This is a genomic window from Rhodoplanes elegans (assembly GCF_016653355.1).
GTDB lineage: Bacteria > Pseudomonadota > Alphaproteobacteria > Rhizobiales > Xanthobacteraceae > Rhodoplanes > Rhodoplanes elegans.
In genome coordinates this window covers 1-20,919 of the sequence record NZ_NHSK01000243.1, presented here as the reverse complement: position 1 = coordinate 20,919, position 20,919 = coordinate 1, and the positions used below count along the sequence as shown (strand labels likewise).

General features: G+C 70.9%; 16 protein-coding genes. 8 read left to right on the top strand and 8 right to left on the bottom strand.

Annotated features, from left to right (window positions below; genetic code table 11):
* From CCR97_RS26950 to CCR97_RS26940, 3 genes are all read left to right on the top strand, one after another.
* Positions 1 to 820, top strand: an 820-nt coding sequence (locus tag CCR97_RS26950) for an extensin-like domain-containing protein (protein ID WP_201160040.1), incomplete at its 5' end; no start/stop codon positions are given.
* A 260-nt stretch (positions 821 to 1,080) separates the two neighbouring features.
* Positions 1,081 to 3,243 (top strand): HWE histidine kinase domain-containing protein, encoded by a 2,163-nt coding sequence (locus CCR97_RS32420; RefSeq protein WP_111357240.1) that lies wholly within the window; start codon positions 1,081 to 1,083, stop codon positions 3,241 to 3,243.
* Between the two features lie 177 nt (positions 3,244 to 3,420).
* Positions 3,421 to 4,464: a Tim44 domain-containing protein gene (locus CCR97_RS26940; protein ID WP_111357241.1), complete on the top strand. Its 1,044-nt coding sequence runs from the start codon at positions 3,421 to 3,423 to the stop codon at positions 4,462 to 4,464.
* A 214-nt stretch (positions 4,465 to 4,678) separates the two neighbouring features.
* On the opposite strand, the gene pcaF is transcribed toward CCR97_RS26940, so the two are convergent.
* Genes pcaF through CCR97_RS26925 form a run of 3 tightly spaced genes read right to left on the bottom strand, consistent with a single transcriptional unit; the run spans position 4,679 to position 7,257 of the window.
* Positions 4,679 to 5,881 carry a 3-oxoadipyl-CoA thiolase gene (gene pcaF / locus CCR97_RS26935; protein WP_111357242.1) on the bottom strand — a complete coding sequence of 401 codons (1,203 nt, stop codon included), beginning with the start codon at positions 5,879 to 5,881 and terminating at the stop codon, positions 4,679 to 4,681.
* A 24-nt stretch (positions 5,882 to 5,905) separates the two neighbouring features.
* A complete protein-coding gene (locus tag CCR97_RS26930) occupies positions 5,906 to 6,556 on the bottom strand; it encodes a 3-oxoacid CoA-transferase subunit B (protein WP_111357243.1) in 651 nt (216 codons plus the stop codon).
* 23 nt (positions 6,557 to 6,579) lie between these two features.
* On the bottom strand, positions 6,580 to 7,257 hold the full coding sequence (locus tag CCR97_RS26925) for a 3-oxoacid CoA-transferase subunit A (RefSeq protein ID WP_111357244.1): 678 nt from the start codon (positions 7,255 to 7,257) through the stop codon (positions 6,580 to 6,582).
* A 391-nt stretch (positions 7,258 to 7,648) separates the two neighbouring features.
* Here CCR97_RS26925 and CCR97_RS26920 point away from each other — a divergent pair, with 391 nt between their 5' ends.
* The 3 genes from CCR97_RS26920 (at position 7,649) to CCR97_RS26910 (ending at position 11,654) form a co-directional block, all read left to right on the top strand.
* Positions 7,649 to 8,386, top strand: coding sequence for an IclR family transcriptional regulator domain-containing protein (locus tag CCR97_RS26920; RefSeq protein WP_201160042.1), 738 nt, complete (start codon positions 7,649 to 7,651; stop codon positions 8,384 to 8,386).
* A 152-nt stretch (positions 8,387 to 8,538) separates the two neighbouring features.
* Positions 8,539 to 9,477: a dihydrodipicolinate synthase family protein gene (locus CCR97_RS26915; protein WP_111357245.1), complete on the top strand. Its 939-nt coding sequence runs from the start codon at positions 8,539 to 8,541 to the stop codon at positions 9,475 to 9,477.
* Positions 9,478 to 9,719: 242 nt separating this feature from the next.
* On the top strand, positions 9,720 to 11,654 hold the full coding sequence (locus CCR97_RS26910) for a M15 family metallopeptidase (protein WP_170145818.1): 1,935 nt from the start codon (positions 9,720 to 9,722) through the stop codon (positions 11,652 to 11,654).
* Positions 11,655 to 11,777: 123 nt separating this feature from the next.
* Here CCR97_RS26910 and murD read toward each other — a convergent pair whose 3' ends face one another.
* The 4 genes from murD to CCR97_RS26890 all read right to left on the bottom strand — a co-directional run bounded on the left by murD (position 11,778) and on the right by CCR97_RS26890 (position 17,375).
* On the bottom strand, positions 11,778 to 13,169 hold the full coding sequence (gene murD, locus CCR97_RS26905; RefSeq protein WP_111357247.1) for a UDP-N-acetylmuramoyl-L-alanine--D-glutamate ligase: 1,392 nt from the start codon (positions 13,167 to 13,169) through the stop codon (positions 11,778 to 11,780).
* A 166-nt stretch (positions 13,170 to 13,335) separates the two neighbouring features.
* Positions 13,336 to 14,421, bottom strand: a complete 1,086-nt coding sequence (mraY, locus tag CCR97_RS26900; RefSeq protein WP_111357249.1) for a phospho-N-acetylmuramoyl-pentapeptide-transferase — start codon at positions 14,419 to 14,421, stop codon at positions 13,336 to 13,338.
* 6 nt (positions 14,422 to 14,427) lie between these two features.
* The gene (locus CCR97_RS26895; RefSeq protein ID WP_244670691.1) at positions 14,428 to 15,900 is read right to left on the bottom strand and encodes a UDP-N-acetylmuramoylalanyl-D-glutamyl-2,6-diaminopimelate--D-alanyl-D-alanine ligase; all 1,473 of its coding nucleotides are present in this window, start codon (positions 15,898 to 15,900) and stop codon (positions 14,428 to 14,430) included.
* Complete coding sequence (locus CCR97_RS26890; protein WP_111359906.1) at positions 15,897 to 17,375, bottom strand: UDP-N-acetylmuramoyl-L-alanyl-D-glutamate--2,6-diaminopimelate ligase; 1,479 nt, start codon at positions 17,373 to 17,375, stop codon at positions 15,897 to 15,899. Before CCR97_RS26890 ends, CCR97_RS26895 begins: the two co-directional genes overlap by 4 nt.
* Before the next feature lie 306 nt (positions 17,376 to 17,681).
* On the opposite strand from CCR97_RS26890, the gene CCR97_RS26885 reads away from it, so the two are divergent.
* A complete protein-coding gene (locus CCR97_RS26885) occupies positions 17,682 to 18,074 on the top strand; it encodes a hypothetical protein (RefSeq protein WP_111359905.1) in 393 nt (130 codons plus the stop codon).
* Positions 18,075 to 18,343: 269 nt separating this feature from the next.
* Positions 18,344 to 18,817: a hypothetical protein gene (locus tag CCR97_RS26880; protein ID WP_111359904.1), complete on the top strand. Its 474-nt coding sequence runs from the start codon at positions 18,344 to 18,346 to the stop codon at positions 18,815 to 18,817.
* Between the two features lie 117 nt (positions 18,818 to 18,934).
* On the opposite strand, the gene CCR97_RS26875 is transcribed toward CCR97_RS26880, so the two are convergent.
* Positions 18,935 to 20,878 (bottom strand): peptidoglycan D,D-transpeptidase FtsI family protein, encoded by a 1,944-nt coding sequence (locus tag CCR97_RS26875; RefSeq protein WP_201160039.1) that lies wholly within the window; start codon positions 20,876 to 20,878, stop codon positions 18,935 to 18,937.
* Between the last annotated feature and the right edge of the window lie 41 nt (positions 20,879 to 20,919).

Below are 20,919 nucleotides of genomic sequence, written 5' to 3'. Positions count from 1 at the left end.
CCCCGGGCTCGTCTTCGAGGAGCCCGGCTTCTCGCCGGCCCCGATCGACCGCACCTCGCCCTATCGCGACGGCCCCGACCCCGAGCCCGATCCGGCGCCGCGCCAGACCGCCTCGGTCCATGCCGGCTACCCGCCGCAGTATCCGAGCATGGGCGAGCCGGTGCCGACCGGCCCGTCGCGCGTCGAGCCGCTGACGACGGGAGCGGTCGCCGCCGCCGTGACGCCGGCCGCGACGCTCGCCTGCCCGATGGTGTCGCAGCTCGACCGCTGGGTGCTGGAGGGCGTGCAGCCCGCCGCCCAGCGCTGGTTCCGCCAGCCGGTGGTCGAGATCAAGCAGATCTCCGCCTATTCGTGCCGCGGCATGAACGGCAATCCGCGCGCCCGCATCTCCGAGCACGCCTTCGGCAACGCCCTCGACATCGCCTCCTTCAGGCTCGCCGACGGCCACGTCATCACCATCAAGGGCGGCTGGCGCGGCACCCCGGAGGAGCAGGGCTTCCTGCGCGACGTCCAGGTGTCGGCCTGCGAGCTGTTTTCCACCGTGCTGGCGCCGGGCTCCAACGTCTTCCACTACGACCACATCCATGTCGACCTGATGCGCCGGTCGTCGGGCCGCCAGATCTGCCAACCCGCCGCTGTGCCGGGCGAGGTGGTGGCGGCGCGGGCGCGGGCGAACGGCGGCTACGCGGCGCGGCGGCCCGATTTCGGCGCCACCGGCTCGCTCGGCAGCCGCCCCGCCCCGAAGCGCACCGCCGGTGCCGGCGCCTCGCGGTTCGACGAGGATCGCGAGATGCCGACCGCCGTCCCCGGCGAGGACTGATCCAGCGGGGACTGATCCGGCGGCCGGTCGCGGGCGCGGCCGGGGAGCGCCGACGCGCCGCCGGCCGGGGCGATCCGCAATGCTCCGGACCAGCCTAGCCTTATCCGGCTGCTTGCACCTCGCGCTGAAAAGCCGGACCCTCCGGCGGCGCGCGGCGGCGAATCGAGCGAGCCCGCCTGCGGGTGGAAAGCCCGGCGGCGCAGCGGAGGGGCAGGGTGTCGGCGCGCGCGGGCAGCCGTTTTCGGACAGCGACGGGGCTCGTGCGACGGCTCGTCCGGCGCCCCGTGCCGCTGCGGCTGGCGCTGTCGCTGCTGGCGCTCGCGGCGCTGCTGCCGAGCCTCGCCTTCTTCGCCGTCCAGTATCGCTCCGCCATCGACGAGAAGCAGATCGAGGTCGAGCGGCAGGGCGGCCTCTACGCCCGCGCGATCGCCGAGGACATCCTCGGCGAGCTCGCCGTCAAGAAGGCGCAGCTCGTTGTGCTGGCGACCTCGCCGTCGATCGCCGCCGACGACCTCGCCGCCTTCCATGCCCAGGCCCGCCAGAGCATCGCCGCCGTGCCGGGATGGATCGCGATGTTCGGCGAGGACGGCCGCCAGATCCTCAACACGCTCGAGCCGTTCGGGCGCGTGCTGCCGCCCACCGGCGCGCTGGCGCTGGTCCGCCGCGTCGCCGAGACCGGCACCTGCGCGACGTCGGGCGTGTTCCGCACCGCGCTCGACCGGACCGTGGTGGTGCTGCTCTGTCCGGTCCCAGGCACCGATCGCGTCCTCTCCGGCGTGCTGCCGATCCAGCACCTCGCCGGCGTCGTCGCCCGACAGACGCCGCCGGGCTGGCTCGCGACCCTGGTAGACGCGGACGGCCGGGTGATCGCCCGCAGCGATGCCGCCGACGCCGGCGCGGTGCTGTCGCCGGCGCTGCTGGCGCGCATCGGCGACGCGACCACCGGCTGGGCCGGCGCGGCGCCGGGCGGCGGCGGCCTCGACATCGCCTGGCATCGTCTGCCCAACGGCTGGACCGTGCTGGCCGCGGTGCCGCGCGCGACCGTCGACGCGCCGATGCGGCGCTGGAAGGCCGACGTGCTGTGGAGCCTCGTCGTCTTCTCGGCGCTCGCCGTTCTGTGCTCGGCCCTGGTCGGCGAGTGGATCATCCGCTCGACTCGCGAACTGTCGCGCGCCGCCCGGGTGATCGGGGCGGGCGGCGTGATCGACGCGGTCGACACCGGCATCAGCGAGATCAACGAGGTCGGGCGGGCGCTCGCCGAGGCCTCCAACGACCGTGCCCGCGGCGAGATCGCCAACGCCCATCTGGCCGCGCTCGTCTCGTCGTCCGGCGACGCCATCATGAGCGTCTCGCTCGACGGCGAGATCCTGAGCTGGAACGCCGCCGCCGAGGAGCTGTGGGGCTACCGGGCCGAGGAGGCGGTGTGCCATCCGCACGCCATGCTGCTCCCGGCCGACCGGCTGCACGAGCTCGACGCCAAGCTGGCCGCCGCCCGCGCCGGGCAGAGCCTGCGGCTGGAGACGATCCGGCTGCGCCGCGACGGCACGCCCGTCGAGGTGTCGCTCGACGCCGCCCCGATCCGTGGCGCCGACGGCACCCTGGTCGGCATCTCGGTCATCGCCCACGACATCAGCGGGCGAAAACGCGACGAGGCGCACATCCAGTTCGTCATGCGCGAGCTGTCGCATCGCACCAAGAACCTGATCACCGTGATCATCGCGATGGCGCGGCGCACCGCCCGCCAGAGCGACGACTTCTCCGACTTCGAGGTGAAGTTCACGGGCCGGCTGCACGGGCTCGCCCGCTCGCACGACCTGCTCGTCCACACCGACTGGATGGGCGCCAGCATCGAGGAGCTGGTGCGGCTGCAGCTCGAGCCGTTCGTCGGGGAGGCGGCGCTCGAGGTCGACGGGCCGCCCCTGATGCTGCGGCCGGAGGCCGTGCAGAATCTCGGCTTCGCCCTGCACGAGCTCGCCACCAACGCCAACAAGTACGGCGCGCTGGGGCAGGCGGGCGGGCGCGTCCGCATCGCCTGGCGGCTGGCGACGGCGCCGGACGGCGGCGAGCGGGTGCGGCTCGTCTGGCAGGAGAGCGGCGGCCCGCCGGTCACGCCGCCGACCCGGGCCGGCTTCGGCTCGACCGTCATCCAGAAGCTCACCGAGGCGTCGCTCGCCGCCGTCGTCACGGTCGCCTACGATCCCGCCGGGTTCCGCTGGGAGGCCGACATGCCGGCGGCCGAGATCCTCTCCGACGTCCCCCCTCCGGCGCCTCCAGCGCCTCCAGCGCCTCCGGCGCCCCTGTCGCCGGTCGCCGCCGCCGGCGATCCGCCCGGCCGGTCGCCGGACCCCCCGGACGGCGCTGCCGCGCCGCTTTCCGACCCCGCGGCCGCGCCGGTCGAGCCCGAGGCCGTTCGGCCGGGCTGAACCGCGACAGGGGCCGCCGCCGGCTCGGGCCGCTCCGCCGTCGGTCTTCGCGCGGCGTCAACCACGCTGCGGATCCGTCCGGATCGCGACAAAGCGCCACTTCCCTCCGGCAACCGATGTGCAGATATAAGTCCCGACACCTGCCCCCGTTTTGCGCAGGGGCTTTGGAGGAGACGCATGTTCGGTTCGCGCACGCGCCCGATTTTCCTTTCTCTCGCCGTGGCTTCGGCCCTGGTCCTGGTGGCCGGCGACATCGCCTGGTCGCGCGCCGGTGGTGGCTCGAGCGCGGGCAGCCGCGGCAGCCGCACCTATTCGGCGCCGGCGCCGACCCGCACGGCCCCGTCGACGGCGGCTCCGATGGAGCGCTCGATGACCCAGCCGGCGCGGCCGAACGCCGCAAGCCCGGCGGCCGCCCAGCCCAACCGCGGCGGCCTGTTCGGCGGCTTCGGCGGCGGCCTCCTGGGCGGCCTCGCGGCCGGCTTCCTCGGCGCCGGCCTGCTCGGCATGCTGTTCGGCGGCGGCTTCATGAGCGGCCTCGGCGGCTTCGCCTCGATGCTCGGCCTGCTGCTGCAGATCGGCCTGGTGGCGTTCCTGGCGATGTTCCTGTGGCGGATGTGGCAGGGCCGGCGCGCCCAGCAGCCCGCCATGGCGGCCGGTCCGCAGTATCGCGAGGCGCATGGCGACCAGCCGCGCAACGGGCTCGGCATGCCGCTCGGCCTCGGTGGCGGCACCGGTGGCGGCCCGGCGGCCGGTCTCGGTGGCGGGCTCGGCGCCGGCCTGGGGGGCGGTCTCGGTGCCCGCCCGGCGGAGCCGTCCGACGACATCGGCATCGCCCCGCAGGACTACGACGCCTTCGAGCGCCTGCTGACCGACGTCCAGGGCGCCTACGCCAAGGAGGACCTCTCGGCGCTGCGCACCCGCGTGACGCCCGAGATGCTGTCCTACTTCTCGGAGCAGTTCGCCGAGAACGCCGGCCGCGGCGTGATCAACGAAATCGCCGACGTGAAGCTGGAGCAGGGCGACCTCGCCGAGGCGTGGCGCGAGGGCGATGCCGAGTACGCCACCGTGGCGATGCGCTACTCGCTCGTCGACCGCATGGTCGACCGGGCGACGGGCAAGGTGGTATCGGGTGGCCAGCCCGAGACCGTCACCGAGGTGTGGACGTTCCGGCGTCCGCGCGGCGGCGCCTGGATGCTCTCGGCGATCCAGCAGGCGAGCTGACCGCCGCGATCGCCGCCTCGGGCACGCGCCCGGGTCGATCAGGAGACACGACGGCCGCGGGGCGACCCGCGGCCGTTTTCGTTTGATCTGTTTGTTTGGTCAACCTGGTCAAGGCCGGGCTCGTCCCGGCCATCCACGTGTTCGCGGCCGTGGGACCGGCACGTGGATGCCTGCACGAGGGAGCGTGACGGGGCGCAGATTTGGGTGAGGACGCTCACACTCGCTCGATCAGCATCGCGAGGCCCTGGCCGACGCCGACGCACATGGTGCACAGGCCGTAGCGCCCGCCGCTCTTGTGGAGCTGATACAGCGCCGTCGTCACCAGCCGGGCGCCGCTGGCGCCGAGCGGATGGCCGAGCGCGATTGCGCCGCCATACGGGTTGACGCGCGGATCGTCGTCGGCGACGCCGAGCTGGCGCAGCACCGCGAGGCCCTGCGCCGCGAACGCCTCGTTCAGCTCGATGACGTCGACGTCGCCGATCGCGATCCCCAGCCGGCCGAGCAGCGTGTTCACGGCCGGCACCGGGCCGATGCCCATCACGCGCGGCGCGACGCCGCCTGCCGCCATGCCGAGGATGCGCGCCTTCGGGGTCAGGCCGTGGCGCTTCGCCGCCTCCTCCGAGGCGACGATCACGGCGCAGGCGCCGTCGTTGACGCCCGAGGCGTTGCCGGCCGTCACGGTGCCGTCCTGTTTCACCACCGGCTTGAGCTTGCCGAGCGCCTCCAGCGTCGTCGCGCGCGGGTGCTCGTCGCGATCAACGACGGTCGCATCGCCCTTCTTCTGCGGAATCACGACCGGGCAGATCTCCTCGGCGAGGCGCCCGTCGGCCTGCGCGGCCGCGGTCTTCTCCTGGCTGCGCAGCGCGAACAGATCCTGGTCGGCCCGCGACACCTGGAAATCGGTCGCGACGTTCTCGGCCGTCTCCGGCATCGAATCGATGCCGTACATCGACTTCATCAGCGGATTGACGAAGCGCCAGCCGATCGTGGTGTCGTAGATCTTCGCGTCGCGCGAGAACGGCGTCTCGGCCTTGCCCATCACGAAGGGCGCGCGCGTCATGCTCTCGACGCCGCCGGCGAGCGCCAGCTCCATCTCGCCGCAGGCGATGGCGCGCGCCGCCTGGCCGATCGCCTCCATGCCGGAGGCGCACAGGCGGTTCACCGTGACGCCCGGCACCGTCTCGGGCAGTCCGGCGAGCAGCAGCGCCATGCGGGCGACGTTGCGGTTGTCCTCGCCGGCTTGGTTGACGTTGCCGTAGAACACGTCGTCGAGCGCCGCCCAGTCGACCGACGGGTTGCGCGCCATCAGCGCCTTCATGGGAACGGCGCCGAGATCGTCGGCGCGCACCGACGCGAGGGCGCCGCCGTAGCGCCCGAAGGGGGTGCGGATCGCGTCGCAGATGACGGCATGTCGCATGATGAAAACGTCCTCGTGACAACGTCAGGATTTACTCAGCAGCGAAAACCCGCAGAGCCGTTCCAGGGCCGCATGGTCGAGGCCCGGGACGAGGCCGTGGGCGACGACGCCCGCGGCCGTGATGTCGAAGGTCGCGTGGTCGGTGTAGACGCGCTTGACGCAGCCCACCCCGGTGAGCGGGCTCGCGCAGCGCTCGACCAGCTTGCACGTGCCCGTCTTGGTGAGCAGGTCCATCATCACGAACACCGACTTGGCGCCGATGGCGAGATCCATGGCGCCCCCGACCGCCGGAATCGCGTCCTTGGCACCCGTGTGCCAGTTGGCGAGGTCGCCCGTGACCGAGACCTGATAGGCGCCGAGCACGCAGTAGTCGAGGTGACCGCCGCGCATCATCGCGAAGGAATCGGCGTGGTGGAAATAGGCGGCACCGGGCAGGGCGGTGACGTACTGCTTGCCGGCATTGATCAGGTCGTCGTCCTCGTCGCCCTGCTGCGGCTTCGGCCCCATGCCGAGCAGGCCGTTCTCGGTGTGGAGAATGATGGCGACCCCCTCGGGCAGGCAGTCGGCGACCTCGGTCGGCGCGCCGATGCCGAGATTGACGTAGGACCCGTCCGGAATGTCGGCGGCGACGCGCTCCGCGACGGCGCGGCGGCTCAGGCGCTCGATGGTGCTCATCTGACGATCTCCGCTTCCGCTGCTCACGACCGCCGTCCGGCGGTCGGCACCGCGACGACGCGCTTCACGAAGATGCCGGGCGTCACCACGTGCTCGGGATCGAGATCGCCGACCGCGACCACCTCGGAGACCTGGGCGATCGTGCAGGCCGCGGCCGTCGCCATCACGGGCCCGAAATTGCGCGCCGTCTTGCGGTAGACGAGATTGCCGAGCGCGTCACCCTTGTGGGCCTTGATGAAGGCGTAGTCGGCCCGGATCGGATATTCGAGCACGTAGTGCCGGCCGTCGATCTCGCGCGTCTCCTTGCCGTCGGCGAGCAGCGTGCCGTAGGCGGTCGGCGTGAAGAACGCGCCGATGCCGGCGCCGGCGGCGCGGATGCGCTCGGCGAGATTGCCCTGCGGCACCAGGTCGAGGATCAGCTCGCCCTTGAGATAACGCTCGTCGAAGGCCTTCGAGTCGGCCTGGCGGGGAAACGAGCAGACGATCTTCTTCACCCGGTCGAGCTTGATCAGCTTGGCGATGCCCTCCTCGCCGGTGCCGGCATTGTTGGAGATGATCGTCAGGCCTTCGGCCCCCTGCTCGACCAGGGCATCGATCATCTCGAACGGCACGCCGGCGTCGCCGAAGCCGCCGATCATGATCGAGGCGCCATCCGGAATGTCCGCGAGCGCGTCCTGGAGCGACGGGCGGATCTTGTTCATGGGCCCTCCCTGCGCGGTGCTTTTGTGGATTTCGCACCTTTGTTCGATTAACGCGAAACGTTGCCTGTCCACCGCGGCACGGTCAAGTTCTATAATCGCACAGATGTGCGAAAGAGAGCTGGACTGTGGTCCGTGAAGACCGACGATCGGGGAGCCGGTGGACCGTGGACCAGGGGTTGCGCGATAATCGAACGCGGCGAATCACACCGACACAACGATGGGTCGGATCGGCAGGAGCGCGATGACCAAGACCCGCCCCGAAGGGGACAGCGAGCCCGGCATCGGCGCCGATCCGGACGGCGATCCGGACGTCGGCATGGACGACGACGCCAGGGCGACGCAGGCCGATCCGGCGGCGCCCGAGGGGCCGCTGCCCGGCGACCCCAACATCATGACGTCGCTGGTGCGCGGCCTCGCCGTCATCCAGGCGTTCTCGCGCGACACGCCGTCGCTGACGATCTCGCAGATCAGCCAGACGACCGCGATCCCGCGCGCCGCGGTGCGCCGCTGCCTCTACACGCTCAAGGCGCTCGGCTTCGCCGACACCCAGGATGGCCGCCGTTGGGTGCTGCGGCCGCGCATCCTGGCGCTCGGCCACGCCTATCTCAGCTCGATCCCGCTCACCCGCGTGGCCCAGCCGCTGCTGCGGCGAATCAGCGAGCGGCTCAACGAGTCGTGCTCGATGGCGATCCTCGACGGCGACGACATCGTCTACATCGCGCGCGCCTCGGTCTCGCGTATCATGACCATCGACCTGCATGTCGGCAGCCGGTTGCCGGCGGCGTTCACGTCGATGGGGCGCGTGCTGCTCGCCGCACGCCCGCAGGAGCTCGATGCCCGGCTCGCCCGCGTCACCTTCACGCCGTTCACGCCCAACACGGTGCGCGACGCCGCCGCCCTGAAGGCCGAGATCGCCAAGGTGCGGGCCGCCGGCTACTGCATCGTCGACCAGGAGCTGGAGCTCGGCCTGCGCTCCATTGCGGTGCCGATCGTCGCCTCGGACGGCACTGCCTACGCGGCGCTCAACATCGGCGCGCACGCCTCGCGCATCTCGGCGGCCGAGATGGTGGAGACCATCCTGCCGCTGCTGCGCGAGGCGGCGGCCGAGCTGTCGCTCTGCGTGGGGTAGGGGCGCGGAGAAGCGGGGAGCAATTCGCGCGGCCGGCTCTGGACCGCGGCGCCGCGACGCGGCACAGTCGCGGCCGTGAAGTCCATCCCGCGGCCGCCCGGCCGAACCATCCAAACAACATCCGGCGGTTGCACGAGCGAGGAGCGTTTCCCGTGAGCCTGACGTCTGCCATCAAGGGCGTGATCCCGATCTCGCCGACGCCGTTTTTTGCGGACGGCCGTGTCGACATGGATTCGATGGCGCGGCTCACCGACCACTTCGGCGCGTCGGGGGTCGACGGCATCACCATCCTGGGCCAGCTCGGCGAGGCGCCGAAGCTCGAGTTCCAGGAGGCGCGCGCGATCGTCGAGCTGGTGGCGAAGCGCTTCACGCAGCCGATCGTGGTCGGCGTCTCGGCGCCCGGCTTCGCCGCGATGCGGGCGCTCGCCCGCGAGGCGATGGAGCTCGGCGCCTCCGGCGTGATGATCGGCCCGCCCAACACGCTGCGCACCGACGACCAGATCGTCGGCTACTATCGCCAGGCCGCCGAGGCGATCGGCCCGGACGTGCCCTTCGTGCTGCAGGACTACCCGCTCACCTTCTCGGTCGTGATGACGCCGAACGTCATCAAGCGCATCGTCGGCGAGAACGAGAACTGCGTGGTGCTCAAGCACGAGGACTGGCCCGGCCTCGACAAGATCACGGCGCTGCGCGGCTTCGAGAAGGACGGCGCGATGCGCCACATCGCGATCCTCGTCGGCAATGGCGGCCTGTTCCTCGACTTCGAGATGGAGCGCGGCGCCGACGGGGCGAACACCGGCTACGCCTTCCCCGAGATGCTGGTCGACGTCGTCAAGCTCTCGGCGGCCGGCAAGCGCGACGCGGCGCACGACCTGTTCGACGCGCATCTGCCCTATCTGCGCTACGAGCAGCAGCAGGGGCCGCTCGGCCTCGCGGTGCGCAAGTGGGTGTACATGCGCCGCGGCCTGATCGCCTGCGACGCCCAGCGCAAGCCCGGCGCGTCCCTCAACGCCGCCGCGAAGGGCGAGGTCGAGTATCTGCTCTCCCGCATCGCGAGGACCGACAGCCGCGCCGTGCTGAAGGCGGCGTGATCACGATCGGCGGTCGGTCCGAGCCGGTAAGCGTCTCGTTCCGACCGCCGGATGCCTTTTCGATCTTCTCGACCCCGACACCTCGGCGTGCGGCCGCATGTTCTGGTTCTCGGAACACCGGGTGGTAACGTTTTTGCGATCTTTCGAATTTTCATCAATCTCTGATTGCGAATTGCAATCCTGAGATCGTAGGCTTTCGCGTCGACAATCTGACGTCGATGTTGTGCCGAAGGTCTCCCCAGATGACGAGCGACAATCATCTCCGCGCGGCTTGGCGTGACTACAAGTGCACGCCCGCGCGCCTCCAGACCGTGACGATCGCCGGGCGGAATCTGCAGGTCGCGCCTCCCACCATCGAAAGCTGGAGGGCGCTCTCGGCCGTTCTGACACACCACAAGTACGAGGTCCGGAAGAGCGACACTGGATCGTACAATTGCAAGAACATCCGGGACACCGACACGCCGAGCCTCCACTCCTACGGCATCGCGATCGACATCAACTGGAACACGAACCCGTACAAGCGGACCCCGGACCGGCGGGCAGTCCGGTATTCGGCTGCGTCTTCTCAGGCCGACCGTGCGGCGGAGGTCCGCGCGGGGCGGGCCGACACCGACATGACGCCCGAGATGATCGCCGATGTCCTGGCGATCAAGACGAAGTCCGGCTCGCCCGTGTTCGACTGGGGAGGCAGCTGGCAGACGATCAAGGACGCGATGCATTTCGAGCTCGACGTCGGCCCGGACGATCTCGCCGTCGGGATCGACTGGGGGACCGTCGCCGGCGGTTCGACCTCCGGCGCGCGCGAGGTCGGCGGCATCGATCCAGCCACGGCCGATACGCAACGGCCGGATGCTTTCAGGGTCGTGGCGCGTGACGGGCTGAGGCTGCGGGCCGGGAACGGCACCGAGTTCGAGATCGTCGCGCTCGTGCGGTTCGGGAGCATCGTCTACGAGGTCAAGCGCGACGACAAATGGTCGTTGGTCGATCTCAACGGCGACGGGGCGGCCGACGGCTCGGTCCACAACTCTTATCTCGTGCCGGCGGCCGGTAGTTCGCACGCCGGGGCAGCCGATGGCGCGGACATCGAGGCCCAGCAGGCGGGGCAGCCCGGTGGGGGAGAGGAGTCCGCGGCCGAGTTCCGCTTCCTGAACACGCATCACTCGGCGACCGATCTCGTCGAAGACCGCTCGCTTCCGGTCGTGCTCGACCTGCAGCACGATCCGTTTCGAGGCTGGCAGATCAGCAGGGACACCCGAGGCCGGTTCTTCGTCACCTGGGAGGGGCAGAGCACGCCGCTCACCATCGGCAAGTCGGTCTCGTATACCTACGACTCGCGGGGCATCACGACAGTGGGGCTCGGACGCCCGTCATACGACAGAACACCCGGTCACGTCCGGTTCGAGCCGGACGAATGGAACGATCAGTTCGACCATTGGCCGGAGCTGCTGTTCCCGACCGCGCACGCCGAAAGCGGCGCGGACTTCTCGGTGATCAACGCCTGGGATCTCGCCGGCCTGACGGTCGGCTTCATCCAGCTCGCGGCGCATACGAGCGACGACCTCATCCCGTTCTTCAAGAAACTGATCGCCGCATTGCCGGACGAGGCGGAGCGATACTTCCCCGAGCTGACGCTGGTGAACGGCGAGCTGTGCTATCGGCGGAGCGGGAAGTACCGGCGGCTCGAGGTGCGATGGCCGGCCGAGGACCCGGTGCCCAACGACCTGGTCGATCGCGGCCTGTTCGTCTCCTTCTTCAACAAGAACCGCCAAGCCCTCGGCGACGAGGAGCTCCATGCCGCCGCACGCTGGCTGGCCTGGACCCAGGAGTCGGACAAGATGCGACGCCTGCAGGTGGCGGCGTCGGTCGACAACATGCGGGACTCTCTCAATGTTCTGCATCGTGCGCTGCTGTCGACCGCACGCGCGCAGTATCCGCGCGGAGTCGACGGGATGCGATGTGATCACCTCGCGGCCGCACTGGCCGTCCCGCACCTCAATCCCAGCCGGGTCGACAAGGCCGTTTCGGCGCTGTGCCATCCCGATGTCCTCCATGCCTTCGAGAAGGAGATCGAGTATGGCCCGGGCGACCGCGAGAAGAACGTCGTGGATGGGGTTCGCAAGCGGGGGCGTCGGCTCGCCGATCTGACGTTCGATCTGGCCCAGGGCCGGCCCGTGTGACGACGCGGTGGGTGCTCGGCGCGGGCGGCGTGACGCGCCGCCCGTCCGGTCGCCCAGCCGGGGCGCGTCGGGCATCACCGAATTGACGCGAGAGTGGTCAGAGAGCCTCTCGCCTTCCCTTCCTTACTTCACCCCCGGCAGGGCCTTCACGAGCTTGCGGAAGGCGTCGCCGCGGACCTCGAAGTTCTTGAACTGGTCGTAGGACGCGCAGGCCGGCGACAGCAGCACCACGGCCTGCTGGAGGCCGGCGGCGGCCGCGTCCTCGGCGGCGCGCGCGACCGCCTGGTCGAGCGTGCCGGCGATCGTCCACGGCGCCTTGCCGTCGAGCGTCTGCGAAAACTCCTGCGCCGCCTCGCCGATCAGATAGGCTTTCCGCACGCGCGGGAAGAAGCCCTCCAGCGACGTGATGCCGCCGGATTTCGGCTTGCCGCCGGCGATCCAGTAGATGTCGGAGAAGCAGGCGAGCGCGCGCGCCGCCGCGTCCGCATTGGTCGCCTTGGAGTCGTTGACGAACAGGATCGAGCCGTAGCGGCCGACCTCCTCGATGCGATGCGGCAGCCCCGGATAGGTGCGCAGCCCCGCCTGGATCTGCGCCGGCGTCAGGCCGAGCGCGAGCGCCGCGGCGGACGCGCAGGCGGCGTTCTGGGCGTTGTGGGTGCCGCGCAGCGTGGCGATGCCGCCCAAGAGCGCGATCTCGCTCAGTGCGGCGCCCTCGGCCTTCAGGATGCGACCGCCCTCGACGAACACGCCGTCGGCGAGCGGCCGGCGCACCGAGACGCGCACCACGTCGCGCCCGGCGCGGGCCACGCGGTCGGCGGCGGCCTGCGAGAAGTCGTCGTCGACGCCGATCACGGCGGTGCCGCCCTCCTGCACGCCGGCGACCAGGCGCTCCTTCAGGCCCGCGTAGATCTCCATGGTGCCGTGGCGGTCGAGATGGTCCTCGCTGACGTTGAGCAGGATGCCGACCGACGGGTCGAGGCTCGGCGCGAGATCGATCTGGAACGACGAGATCTCGATCACGTGGACGAGGCCCGGCTGCGGCGGCTTCAACGACAGGATCGCGGTGCCGATATTGCCGCCTATCGCCACCTCGCGCCCCGCCGAGGCGAGCAGATGCGCGGTCAGCGCCGTCGTGGTCGACTTGCCGTTGGTGCCCGTGATCGCGACGAAGGCGGCGTTCGGCGCATGCGCGGCGCGCTCGCGGCAGAACAGCTCGATGTCGCCGATCACCTCGACTCCGGCGGCGCGGGCGAGCCCGACCGTCCAGTGCGGCGCCGGATGGGTGAGCGGCACGCCGGGCGCCAGCACCAGGGCCGAGAACCGCGACCAGTCGATGCTGCGCAGATCGGCGGTCGGGATGCCGGCGCTCGCCGCGTAGTCGATGCGCTCCTCGCTGTCGTCCCAGCCGACGACGTCGGCGCCGCCGGCGAACAGCGCGCTCGCGGTCGCGAGGCCGGACCCGCCGAGCCCGAAGATCGCGACCTTCTTGCCCTTCAGGGTGGTGACGGGGATCATCGGAAGGTCCTTTCGACGTTCGGTTTCGCCGTCGTCATGGCCGGGCTCGTCCCGGCCATCCACGATCTTCGTGGTCGAGCCGTCGTGAAGAGCGTGGATGCCCGCGACGAGCGCGGGCATGACGAAGCTGAGTTCGTGGCGATCGACATCGACGCGCTCTCCGCCGTTACCTCAGCTTCAGGGTGGAGAGGCCGGCCAGCGCCAGCACCACGGAGATGATCCAGAAACGGATCACGATCTGCGGCTCGGTCCAGCCGAGCTGCTCGAAATGATGATGCAGCGGGGCCATCTTGAACACCCGCTTGCCGGTCAGCTTGAAGGACACGACCTGGACGATCACCGACACGGCCTCGAGCACGAACAGGCCGCCGATGATGCCGAGCACCACCTCGTGCTTGGTGACCACCGCGATGGAGCCGAGCAGGCCGCCGAGCGCCAGCGAGCCGGTGTCGCCCATGAACACCGAGGCCGGCGGCGCGTTGAACCACAGGAAGCCGAGCCCGGCCCCCAAGATGGCGGCGCACAGCACCGCGAGCTCGCCGGCACCGGGCACGAAGTTGAGCTGCAGATAGTCGGCGAACACGGCGTTGCCGACCACCCAGGAGATGCCGCCGAAGCTCGCCGCCGCGATCATCACGGGCACGATCGCGAGCCCGTCGAGGCCGTCGGTGAGGTTCACGGCATTGCCGGCGCCGACGATGATGAACGCGCCGAAGGCGAGGAAGAACCAGCCGAGGTCGAACACCAGATCCTTGACGAACGGGAAGGCGACCGAGGTCGAGAACGGCGACCGCCCGAGCGAGGCGACCGCGAAGCACGCCATCACGGCGATCAGCGTCTCCAGCGCGAGCCGCGTCTTGCCGGAGAAGCCCGCATGGGTCTGCTTCGTCACCTTCAGATAGTCGTCGTAGAAGCCGATCATGCCGAAGCCGAGCGTCACGCCGAGCACCACCCAGACATAGGGGTTCGCCGGGTTCGCCCACAGCACGGTGGAGACCAGGAGGCCGGACAGGATCATCAGCCCGCCCATGGTCGGCGTGCCGACCTTGGTGAGCAGATGCGACTTCGGCCCGTCGGCGCGGATCGGCTGGCCCTTGCCCTGCTTCACCCGCAGGAGGCGGATGATGGTCGGGCCGAACAGGAACACGAACAGAGCCGCGGTGACGATCGCGCCCGCCGCCCGGAACGTGATGTAGCGGAAGACGTTGAAGGCGCTGAAGACGTCGGAGAGGTCGGCGAGCCAATACAGCATCCGGATTCAGCCTCGCACTGGAGTGTCGGTCGCCGCAGGGGCGGGATGACGGCGCGCCAGCGCCTTGACGATCGGGCCCATGCGGGAGCCGAGCGAGCCCTTCACCATCACGGCGTCGCCGGCGTTGATCGAGGCGAGCACCAGCGGCTCGAGCTCCTCGGAATTCCCCGCCCAGCCGCCGCGCCGATCGGGCGGCAGCGCGTCCCACAGGCTGCGCATCAGCGGACCGGCGCAGAAGACGACGTCGACCTCGTTCGCCACCACGGCCTCGGCGAGGTCGGCGTGCAGCGTGGTCGCCGCGGCGCCGAGCTCCAGCATGTCGCCGAGCACCGCGATGCGGCGGCCGCGCGCGCCGATCGGCGCCCCGCCGAGCACGGCGAGCGCCGCCCGCATCGAGGTCGGGTTGGCGTTGTAGCTCTCGTCGATCAGCAGCGCCCGGCCTTCCGGCATTCCGAGGTCGATGCGGGTGCCGCGGCCGGCGGCGGGCCGCTGCCCGGCGAGCGCCAGCGCGGCGAGCGCGAGGTCGGCCCCGACGAGGCTCGCGGCCGCCAGCACGGCGAGCGAGTTGAGCACGAAGTGGCGGCCCGGCGCGCCGATGCGGTAGTCGACGAGCGTGCCGAGGATCGACGCCTCGACGGTCGAGCCGTCCTCCTGCAGGGCGTACTTCATCAGTCGCGCGTCGGCCTTCGGGTGCTCGCCGAACGACACGATGTGCTGGACGCCGGCCTGGGCGGCGCGGCGCTCGAGCCGGGCGAAATGCGGGTTGTCGCGGTTGATCACCGCGGTGCCGCCCGGCACCAGGCCGGTGAAGATCTCGGCCTTGGCGTCGGCGATGCCCGTGATGTCCGGGAAGAACTCGAGATGCACGGGCTCGACCGTGGTGACGATCGCCACGTCCGGCCGCACCATGGCGACCAGCGGCGTGATCTCGCCGGCGTGGTTCATGCCGATCTCGAACACGGCGTACTGCGCCGTCTCGGGAAGGCGGGCGAGCGACAGCGGCACGCCCCAGTGATTGTTGAACGAGGCCGTCGAGGCGTGGGTCTCGCCGTCGGCGCGCAACGCGACGCGCAGCGCCTCCTTGGTCGAGGTCTTGCCGACCGAGCCGGTGACGGCGATCACCTTGGCGGGCGAGCGGGCCCGCGCCGCCCGCGCCAGCGCCCGCAAGGCCTCCAGCACGTCGGGCACGACGAGCAGCGGCGCGTCGGCCGGGAATTCGCTCCGTCGCGCCTGCGACACCACGGCGAGCGCGGCGCCGTTCGCCAGGGCCTTCGTCACGAAGTCGTGGCCGTCGAGCCGGTCGCCGACGATGGCGAAGAAGGCCTCGCCGGCCGACACGGTGCGGCTGTCGATCGACAGGCCGACCACGTGGTCGCGCAGAGGGCCGGACGCCTCCGCCGCCATGGCGGCGGCCATGTCGCCCGTGGTCCACAAGGGCGGTGTGGAAGCTGGCGGCGTCGAAGCCGGCGGCATGGTCATGCGCTCTTCTCCCGCAGGGCCGATGTCTTTTCCCGCAAGGCGGACGTCACCGCCTCGTGGTCGCTGAACGGCAGCGTCGTGCCCTTGATGGTCTGGCCGGTCTCGTGGCCCTTGCCGGCGACGACCAGCACGTCGCCTTCGGAAAGCTGTTCGATCGCCTGCGTGATCGCGGCCCGGCGGTCGCCGATCTCGATGGCGCCCGGTGCGGCGGCCAGGATCGCGGCGCGGATCGTGGCCGGGTCCTCGCTGCGCGGATTGTCGTCCGTGACGATCACCCGGTCGGCCTTCTCGGCCGCGATCTCCCCCATCAGCGGCCGCTTGCCGGTGTCGCGGTCGCCGCCGCAGCCGAACACGACGACGAGCTTGCCCTTCGCGTAGGGCCGCAGCGCGTCGAGGGTCTTCGCCAGCGCGTCCGGCTTGTGGGCGTAGTCGACGAAGATCGGCGCGCCGCAGCGATGGCCGACCAGCTCCAGCCGGCCCTTGGCGCCTTCGAGCCCTTCGAGCTGCTCGAACACGGCGACCGGATCGCCGTCCGTGGCGATCACCTGGCCGGCCGCGACCAGCGCGTTGTCGACCTGGAAGGCGCCGACCAGCGGCAGCCGCACCCGATGGCTGCGGCCCTCGAAGGTGATCGTGACGGTCTGCGAGAATCCGTCGATTTCTTCAGCCGCGGCGCGGATGTCTGCCGTCTCGCTGCGCCCGACCGTGAGGATCCTCACGCCGCGATTTTTCGCGGCGGCGACCACCGCGTCCGCATGCGGGTGGTCGATGTCGATCACGGCGGTGCCGTCCGACGACAGAAGCCGCTCGAACAGGCCGAGCTTCGCGGCGAGATAGGCCTCGAAGGTGAGGTGATAATCGAGATGGTCGCGGGTGATGTTGGTGAAGCCGGCGACTGCGATCCGCACGCCGTCGAGCCGGTGCTGCTCGATGCCGTGCGACGACGCCTCGAGCGCCAGATGCGTGACGCCGTCGCCGGCGATGCGGTCGAGCGTGACGTGCAGGGCGACCGGGTCCGGCGTGGTGAGCGAGCCGTATTCGCTCTCGGTCGGCGTCACGAGCCCGATGGTGCCCATCGCGGCGGCCGGATGGCCGAGCGCCGCCCAGAGCTGGCGCGTGTAGGAGGCGACCGAGGTCTTGCCGCTCGTCCCGGTGACGGCGGCGATCACGGCCGGCTGGCGCGGATAGAGACGCGCTGCGGCGCGGGCGAGCGCACGGCGGACATTGTCGACCAGCACGAGCGCGACGCCGGCGGGCAGGGGCTCGGCGGGCGCCCGTTCCGCCAGCACGGCGACGGCGCCGGCGACGACCGCGGCCGGCACGAAGGTCAGCCCGTCGGCCTTGGTGCCCGGCACCGCGGCGAACAGGGCGCCCGGCGTGACGGCGCGGCTGTCCGCCGTCACGGCCGTCACGGCCGTCTCGGCTGCGTCGCTGTCGTATCGAGCGCCCGGATCGAGAAGATCGCCAAGCCGCATGTCCGCCCCGCCATGCTCCGGCCGGCGTTCTTCGCACGGCCCGTCGGAGCAATCGCTCCGGCGGCTCCGGTTTAGCATGTTCGTTAACGGTGGGAAGCGACCGGGCGGACGGGATGTTGCGACGCAGCATCAGCAATCGTCGCCAAGTCCTTGAGCCTAAATAATGAGCGGTGCGCGGATTTGCCTAGTTAGCCATCAGGCTCGCCTTTTGGTAGAGTTCCTCCTGGGGATCGACGACCCCGCGCCCGGCCTCGCACGCCCGGCCCGTGACGGTCGGCGATCGATTCGATCAAATTGGGGGTGGCCATGGCTTCGCTCGCAGCCGCGACGTTCACGGGGCAGTCCGGTGAGGCTTACGAGTTCCTCGCCTACGACCGCGACACCGAGTTCAAGTCGGCCGGCGCCGTCTACGTGGTGGCGATCCGCTATCCGGTGCAGGACGGCTACACCTATCGCAACGTCTATGTGGGCGAGACCCGCGACCTCGCCGACAGCCCGCTGACCCACTGCCGCACGGCGTGCTTCGAGCGCATCGGCGCCAACAGCCTGTTCGTGCGGCTGGAGGGCAACCCGGCGCGCCGCCAGGCGATCGCCCAGGACCTGCTCGGCCGCTACGACCCGCCCTGCAACAGCGATCAGGACGGCATCTGCGAATACCCCAGCACGGACTGCCCGCTGGTCTGGCCGCTGGGGCTGTGAGGGCAGTGCTGTTGCCCGGGCTGAGCGAAGCGAAGGCCGGGTCAGCGGCGTCGCGGCTTTTGTCGACCCGGGGTTCGCCTGCGGCGAAACCCGGGCTACGCTCGCTGTTGGGGGCGGCCGGAGGTCGTAGGCCGGGGCGAGCTCGTAGCCCGGGCTGAGCGGAGCGAAGGCCAGGGTCTTCGACGGTGCCGCGCCCGCGGACCCGGGGTTCGCCTGCGGCGAAACCCGGGCTACGGTCCGTGTTCCGGAGTCGGCCTGGAGGACCTCGGATGCGCGCGCATCTCGTCACGCTGTCGATGGCCGTCGCCCTCTCGCTCGCGACCGCGGCCACCGGTCTCGGCGCGCCGGCCGACGACTGGGCCGAGGACCTCCGCCGCTGCCTCGTCACCAAGGACATCGACGGCGGCCGGGTGGTTCTCGCGATCGACGAGGGCGTGATCGAGATCGACGTCCAGCGCGGCACCGACTCCGACGCGGAGACCTACAAGGTCTCCTTCGACGGCGGCGCGCCGATCGACACCACGCCGCCGAAGGGCGCCACCGGTCTCTACGAGCACCGGCTCGGCGCGGTCGCGGCCGTGTCGCCCGTGTTCTCGAAAGCCAAGCGGATGGCGATCGTCATCACGGCGGCGGACAAGCCGACCGAGACGATCACGATCGCCGTCGGCAACGGCGCCAAGGCGATGGCCTTCCTGAAAAAGTGCGCCGCCTACTGGGACCGCCGCAACCGCAAGGGGCGGTGAGGGGCGTTGCTGCCGTAGCCCGGGCTGAGCGCAGCGAAGGCCGGGTCTTCGACGGTGCCGCGACCGCTGACCCCGGGGTTCGCCTGCGGCGAAACCCGGGCTACGGCGCTTTCGCTCTCACCGCGCCGTGGTCGGCACCGAGGCGGGTGGGCGGACGGCCGGGGGCTTCGCGGCCGTGCCGGCCGGCGCCGTCGTGCCGGCCCCGCCGGTGCCGGCGCGTGCCTCGCGCCTCGTCGTCGACGACGTCACGTCGGCGGCGCTGCGGCCGAGGCCGCGACCTAAAATGAGCTGGTCGGCGGGCGGCAGGTCGAAGCGCGGCTCCAGGCCGAGCAGGGGGGCGATGCGGGCGATCACCTTGCCGGCGGTCGGCGCGGCGTTCCAGCCGGCCGTGGCGAAGCCGTGCGTCTCCGGCGTCGGCTGCGGCTCGTCGAGCATGATCAGCACGACGTAGCGCGGCTTGTCGGCCGGCAGCACGGCGATGAAGTCGCACAGGAGCTTGGTCTTGGAGTAGCGGCCGCCGACCACCTTCTCGGCCGTGCCGGTCTTGCCGCCGACATAGTAGCCCTTGACCTCGGCGGTCTTGCCCGAGCCCTTCTCCGAGTTGAGCCGCATCAGGTAGCGCATGGCGACCGAGGTCTCGGGCTTGACCACGCGCTTGGCGACCGCGCGCGCCTCCTCCGGGCTGCGCTTCAGGAAGGTCGGCTGGATCAGATAGCCGCCGTTCATCAGCGCGGCGACGCCCATCAGCGCCTGCAGGGGCGCGACCGAGAGGCCGTGGCCGAACGAGATCGTGATGGTGTTCAGCTCGCCCCAGCGTTTCGGCACGATCGGCTCGGCGCTCTCCGGCAGCTCGGTGCGCAGCCGGTCGAGCTGGCCGATCTTGCGCAGATACTGCTTGTGTCCTTCGACGCCGACCGCGAGCGCCATCTTGGCGGCGCCGACATTCGACGAGTAGGTGAACACCTCGGGCACCGAGAGCACGCGGTTCTGCGCGTGATAGTCGCTGATCTTGAACTTGCCCCAGTGCAGCGCGCCGCGCGCGTCGACCGACGAGCTCAGCGACATCTTGCCGGAGTCGAGCGTCATCCCGACGGTCAGCGCCTTGAACACCGAGCCCATCTCGAACACGCCGGTGGTGAGGCGGTTGATCCGGTTCGGATCGAGCGCCTCCTTCGGGTTGTTCGGATCGTAGTCCGGATGCGAGACCATCGAGACGATCTCGCCCGTGTTCACGTCGAGCACGACGCCGGCCGCCGCCTTGGCCTTGAATCTCTCGCGCGCGCGGCCGAGCTCGTCGTGCATGGCGTGCTGGACGCGCAGGTCGACGGCGAGGTTGAGCGGCTCCTGCTGGCGGTCGGAGGCGAAGCCGGCGCGGTGCAGGTCGGCCAGCCCGCGGCTGTCGAGATACTTCTCGAGGCCCGCGATGCCCTGGTTGTCGATGTTGACGTGGCCGATGAGGTGCGACACCTCCCGGCCGTTCGGATAGATGCGCTTGTTCTCGTTGAGGAAGCCGACGCCCGGGATGCCCAGGCGATGGATCTCCTTCTGCTGCTTGGGCGAGATCTCGCGCTTCAGCCAGGCGAAGCCCTTCTTCGAGCCGAGCCGGTCGCGCAGCTCGCCGGTGTCGAGATCCGGCATCACGGCGGTGAGCAGCTCGACGGCCTCGTCGGCGTCGATCAGCCGCTTCGGCTCGGCGAACAGCGACGGCACCCGCACGTCGGTCGCCAGAATCTCGCCGTTGCGGTCGAGGATGTCGGGGCGCGCGGTCGCGATGGCGTCGGAGCCGGCGACGCGGCGGGTCTCGTGCGCCGGCACCACGGCGTAGAGCACCAGCCGTCCGGCGATGACGGCGTAGATGGAGCCGAACACCACGACGGCGAGGCCGATGCGGGCGCGCGTCTTGCGGGTGCGGTCGATCTTGCGGTCGTAGAGGAGGCTCTGGATCAGCCGGCGATGCCAGGGCACGTGTGGCGCCTCCGGCGCCACGGCCGGAAGGGAGGCGCCCGCGCCGGGGGCGGACGTGGCGGCGGTCGCGGGTCCGGACGCGGGGGCGGACGTCATCGCCGGGCTCCGGTCTGGGCCGGCCGGGGCAGGCTGCCGGT

Bases quoted from the DNA above. Each gene is read 5' to 3' on its own strand.
- CCR97_RS26885 (WP_111359905.1), top strand. From the start codon at position 17,682: ATGGCTTCGCTCGCAGCCGCGACGTTCACGGGGCAGTCCGGTGAGGCT.
- CCR97_RS26930 (WP_111357243.1), bottom strand. From the start codon at position 6,556: ATGAGCACCATCGAGCGCCTGAGCCGCCGCGCCGTCGCGGAGCGCGTC.
- CCR97_RS26890 (WP_111359906.1), bottom strand. From the start codon at position 17,375: ATGCGGCTTGGCGATCTTCTCGATCCGGGCGCTCGATACGACAGCGAC.
- CCR97_RS26875 (WP_201160039.1), bottom strand. From the start codon at position 20,878: ATGACGTCCGCCCCCGCGTCCGGACCCGCGACCGCCGCCACGTCCGCC.
- mraY (WP_111357249.1), bottom strand. From the start codon at position 14,421: ATGCTGTATTGGCTCGCCGACCTCTCCGACGTCTTCAGCGCCTTCAAC.
- CCR97_RS26940 (WP_111357241.1), top strand. From the start codon at position 3,421: ATGTTCGGTTCGCGCACGCGCCCGATTTTCCTTTCTCTCGCCGTGGCT.
- murD (WP_111357247.1), bottom strand. From the start codon at position 13,169: ATGATCCCCGTCACCACCCTGAAGGGCAAGAAGGTCGCGATCTTCGGG.
- CCR97_RS26920 (WP_201160042.1), top strand. From the start codon at position 7,649: ATGACGTCGCTGGTGCGCGGCCTCGCCGTCATCCAGGCGTTCTCGCGC.
- CCR97_RS26895 (WP_244670691.1), bottom strand. From the start codon at position 15,900: ATGACCATGCCGCCGGCTTCGACGCCGCCAGCTTCCACACCGCCCTTG.
- pcaF (WP_111357242.1), bottom strand. From the start codon at position 5,881: ATGCGACATGCCGTCATCTGCGACGCGATCCGCACCCCCTTCGGGCGC.
- CCR97_RS26910 (WP_170145818.1), top strand. From the start codon at position 9,720: ATGACGAGCGACAATCATCTCCGCGCGGCTTGGCGTGACTACAAGTGC.
- CCR97_RS26925 (WP_111357244.1), bottom strand. From the start codon at position 7,257: ATGAACAAGATCCGCCCGTCGCTCCAGGACGCGCTCGCGGACATTCCG.
- CCR97_RS26880 (WP_111359904.1), top strand. From the start codon at position 18,344: ATGCGCGCGCATCTCGTCACGCTGTCGATGGCCGTCGCCCTCTCGCTC.